This window comes from Massilia sp. 05N420, from assembly GCF_056397205.1.
In genome coordinates, this window is sequence record NZ_JBFTMX010000290.1 from 1 (window position 1) to 360 (window position 360).

Sequence of the window (360 nt, forward strand, 5' to 3'; positions counted from 1 at the left end):
GATCCGTCTGGCCCGCGACGAGATCGATGACGCCGCCGCGGACCGCTTCGACGCCATGCATGCGGCGGCGTGCGGATTTTGCGGCGGCACGGCCGGCGAGGTAGGGAATGCCGAGCCCGGCAAGCAGGAGGATCAGCCCGGTCGCGGCGCCAAACAGCGGATGGATTATGCCGAGCGCCACGCTAGCCGCGATCGCGGTGCAGATCGCAACGGCAGCGGGTACGAGGACGCGCAGATAGAGGCCGTCGAGTGCGTCGATATCGGCCGTCAGGCGGAACAGAAGCTTTGACGGTCGGGCTGCGAGATTGCGCGCCGCACCGTCCTTCGCCCAGCCGCGAAACAGGCGCTCCCGGAGGGCCG

1 pseudogene is annotated in these 360 nt (G+C 69.4%); it reads right to left on the reverse strand.

What is annotated here, in order from left to right:
- Window positions 1-360, reverse strand: a pseudogene (locus tag AC1DIX_RS28365) (ABC transporter ATP-binding protein); the annotation flags it as partial.